Here is a 1,840-nt window from a genome sequence, read left to right as displayed (position 1 = left end):
GGTAGTGTCAAGTTTATCCCTTTAAAATAGCTATAAAATATTGTAATTTCAATAGTTATCAAAAAAAGATAACGACACCCCCTGTTTTTTTGTATAATTGAGTCATCACACAACAATTAACTAAAAAAGGATGTGTCGTTATGAACTCAATTATACTATTTTTACTTACCTATATTCAATACCTGCATAAGCAGATTAATGAACTTTTATTGTTTATTTCTAAATTCATTCCTCTTAATCAATTTTCCTTTGAGGATTCCACAAGTCCAAAATACCAGAAATTCAAGGTTGATGAACTTCCTGTCATCATCAAGTTCGAAAAACAGGACTACCAATTCCTTCTTAAGTATTATCTCTGGAAGTACAAGAAACCTCTTAGGCCTGTATCCAGAAAAAACGGAACTCCTGTCTTAAAATCTACTGTATGCCCTAGATGCAACGCACCTCATGAGTATATCTATGCCAACAATGGTTCTGCTGGACAATTTCTTTGCAAGGTTTGCAACGAACGTTTCCAGAATCATTCTACTATTCCTAAGCCTCTTGTTCTTAAGTGTCCTTATTGCGGGAACACCCTTGATCACAAGAAAAGCAGGCTTCACTTTAATATCCACAAGTGTACCAATGATGCTTGTTCCTATTACAAGTCCAACCTTCGCAATCTTCCAAAGGATTTGCCATCTTCTGAGAGATACAAGTTCAAACTAAGATACATATATCGGGAATTTGTTATGGATTTCTTTAAAATGGATCTTTATGCTCTTCCCAAATGGGCTACTTCCTTTAACTTTAGAAGGAACAATGCTCATATTATGGGCCTTGCTCTTACTTATCACGTGAATCTTGGCTTATCTCTTAGAAAAACTTCCCACGCTCTCAAAGAGGTTCACGGCATTAATATCTCTCACACTATGGTTGCCAATTATGCCAAAACTGCCGCTGTAATCATCAAGCCTTTCGTGGATACTTTTGACTACAGCCCTTCGGGGCTGCTTACAGCTGATGAAACCTACATTAAGGTTAAAGGTCTTAAAGGATATGTTTGGCTCATTGCTGATAAGGTAACCAGATCTATCCTAGGCTATCAGGTTTCCGATAATCGTGGCGTTGCCCCTTGCATACTAACCATGAGGATGGCTATGGATAAATTTAAATCTTGGTCTTCTGATCAACTTAAATCTATCAAGTTTGTTGCTGATGGCTATTCTGCATATCCTCTTGCTGCTCAACAGTTTAACCTTAGAGGTATTCCCCTTACTGTTACTCAGGTTATCGGATTAACTAATGATGATGCTGTATCCAAGGAGTATCGTCCCTTTAAACAGGTCATCGAAAGGCTTAACAGGACTTTCAAGTCTTCTTACAGGGTAACCTGTGGCTATGACAATGAAAAGGGCGCCGAGCTTGGTGTAGTCCTTTGGGTTGCCTATTACAACTTTCTCAGGCCTCACAAACTTCACAAATGGAAAAGAGGGCTTAATGAGGTTCAAATGCTTTCTAATGCTGATAACATGCCTGGCAAATGGCAACTACTCCTCTACCAGGGTCAACAAATCATCCTCCAACAACAAAATGCTAGATCCTTATCTTGATTCATTGTCCTTAGAGCTGGGTCAGTTCAATCCCAATCTCTGATTGGCTTGTTCTTGACGGCTAGGATAACAATGCTAAAATGCTGCGATGCAACAGAGAAAAATGATTATCTATTGCCCTTTTTCGCTGGTTGTAATACGTCGGAGCATTGTTTGCTGTGCAGTCAAGAAGATTGAACTTCAATATTATCCTCTAAGTAGTAGCTATTCATTGTAGTTCTTCTTTTCATAAGCTACTTTACACTATC

General features: G+C 38.4%; 1 protein-coding gene. It reads left to right on the top strand.

Annotated elements, in window-relative coordinates; all coding sequences use genetic code 11:
- Positions 1–140: 140 nt before the first annotated feature.
- Positions 141–1,592, top strand: a complete 1,452-nt coding sequence (locus ACOEN1_RS13355) for an IS6 family transposase (RefSeq protein WP_422487387.1) — start codon at positions 141–143, stop codon at positions 1,590–1,592.
- Positions 1,593–1,840: the final 248 nt, after the last annotated feature.

This window comes from Gudongella sp. DL1XJH-153, assembly GCF_049310905.1.
GTDB lineage: Bacteria > Bacillota > Clostridia > Tissierellales > Tissierellaceae > Gudongella.
The sequence above is the reverse complement of the archived record's forward strand: the minus strand, read 5'-3'. Positions and strand labels throughout refer to the sequence as shown.

Coding starts and splice junctions, on each gene's coding strand:
- ACOEN1_RS13355 (WP_422487387.1), top strand. CDS start 141: ATGAACTCAATTATACTATTTTTACTTACCTATATTCAATACCTGCAT.